Origin of the sequence: Candidatus Chlorohelix sp. (assembly GCF_037138995.1) — a bacterium.
Classification (GTDB): Bacteria; Chloroflexota; Chloroflexia; order Chloroheliales; family Chloroheliaceae; genus Chlorohelix.
Genome location: NZ_JBAXHI010000110.1, coordinates 1 through 1,675 on the forward strand (window position 1 = coordinate 1; position 1,675 = coordinate 1,675).

At 48.3% G+C, this 1,675-nt stretch carries 3 protein-coding genes; all 3 read left to right on the plus strand.

Translation table 11 applies throughout. From position 1 onward, the window contains the following. A partial coding sequence (locus WCK19_RS18495) for a peptidoglycan DD-metalloendopeptidase family protein (protein WP_342398885.1) occupies positions 1-357 on the plus strand: 357 nt, incomplete at its 5' end. Between the two features lie 15 nt (positions 358-372). Next, positions 373-1,203 (plus strand): 3'-5' exonuclease, encoded by an 831-nt coding sequence (locus WCK19_RS18500; RefSeq protein ID WP_342398886.1) that lies wholly within the window; start codon positions 373-375, stop codon positions 1,201-1,203. A gap of 11 nt (positions 1,204-1,214) precedes the next feature. After that, the coding region (locus WCK19_RS18505) for a hypothetical protein (protein ID WP_342398887.1) at positions 1,215-1,675 on the plus strand (461 nt) is incomplete at its 3' end.

Sequence of the window (1,675 nt, forward strand, 5' to 3'; positions counted from 1 at the left end):
ATTCGCTTATCTTGGCCAGCACAAGGTAAGGTCGTTGAAGAGTTTAGTGAGGGTAAAAACAAGGGTATTGATATAGCCGGAAAGTTAGGCGAGCCAGTTCAAGCAGCCGCAGATGGTAAGGTGGTGTACGCAGGGAATAGCTTGCGCGGCTATGGTAATTTGGTGATTGTGAAGCACGATAATACCTATTTAACCGCCTATGCCTATAACAAAAGTCTGGCGGTGAAGGAGGGCGATAGCGTTCGCAAGGGGCAAAAAATTGCTGAGATGGGCGATACCGACACCAATGCGGTGAAGTTGCATTTTGAAGTACGGGTGAATGGAAAGCCGGTTAATCCAATGCAATTTTTACAGTAGGACAGCCTCTTACTCATGCGAGCAGGCGCAACCGTTTTAGTTTTCGATATTGAAACTATTCCCGATGTAGCTGGTTTACGGCGCCTGGAAGATTATCCCGCCACCATTGCTGATGCCGAAGTAGCACAGTTAGCGATGGCAGCGCGGACGGTGAAAACGGGTAGCGATTTTCTGCCGCTCTACTTACAAAAAATTGTGGCGATTTCGTGTGTCATTCGTCGCACCACTAAAGAAGGTTTGCCGCAATTTAAGGTGGGATCTTTAGGCGAAGTTGCCGACGATGAAAAAACCTTAATTCAGGCGTTTTACGATTTAATTGAAAAATATACCCCGCAATTAGTTTCATGGAATGGTAGCGGGTTTGATTTACCCGTTTTGCATTACCGCTCTATGGTGCAGGAAGTGCAAGCCGCACGTTATTGGGAGATGGGTGAAAGCCAGGATAGTGACAGCCGTGACTTTAAGTGGAATAACTATATTTCCCGCTATCACTTACGGCATTTAGACATGATGGATATTTTGGCAAAATTTAATCCGCGGGCAAATGCACCGTTGGATAGCTTAGCCAAACTCTGTGGTTTTCCTGGAAAAATGGGCATGGACGGTAGTCAAGTATGGGGCGCTTATCAGGAAGGTCGCTTACCCGATATTCGTAGCTATTGCGAAACGGATGTGGTGAATACGTATTTGATGTATTGCCGCTTTCAATTGATGCGGGGCGGTTTTTCCCCCGCAGAATATGCTGAAGAAGTGCGCTTTGTACGCGCCTATCTGCAAGAGGAATCTAAGCAGCCACACGGCGCAGCATGGCAAGAATACCTTGCTGGATTTGCGGATGCCGCTTAAACACTTGCGGTATGTCTGAGCCAATTGGCGAGCCGATTTGGGTTGAATCTCTCGATTTAGACGCGCAGGGCATTGCCAGACTGCCGCCCGCTGCTGATGCGCCTGCCGGTGAAGCGGGTAAGGTGCTATTTATTCGTGGCGCATTGCCTACTGAACTAGTCAGCTATCAAATTACCCGTGATAAAGCGCGCTTTGCTAAGGCCAAAGTTGTCCAGATCTTAAAGCCCGCCGTATTTCGAACGCAGCCGCGTTGCTTAGCTTTTGGTATTTGTGGCGGCTGTAGCATGCAACACCTGGATGTAGCAGCACAAATAGCGATAAAGCAACGGGTTTTAGAAGATGACCTCTGGCATCTTGCCCGCGCTAAGCCAGCAGAAATATTGCGCCCTTTAGGCGGACCTAGTTGGGCTTATCGGCAACGAGCGCGTTTAAGTGTAGTAAATCGGTCGATTAAAAAAGGCACTGCACTGGT

Coding starts and splice junctions, on each gene's coding strand:
- WCK19_RS18500 (WP_342398886.1), top strand. CDS start 373: ATGCGAGCAGGCGCAACCGTTTTAGTTTTCGATATTGAAACTATTCCC.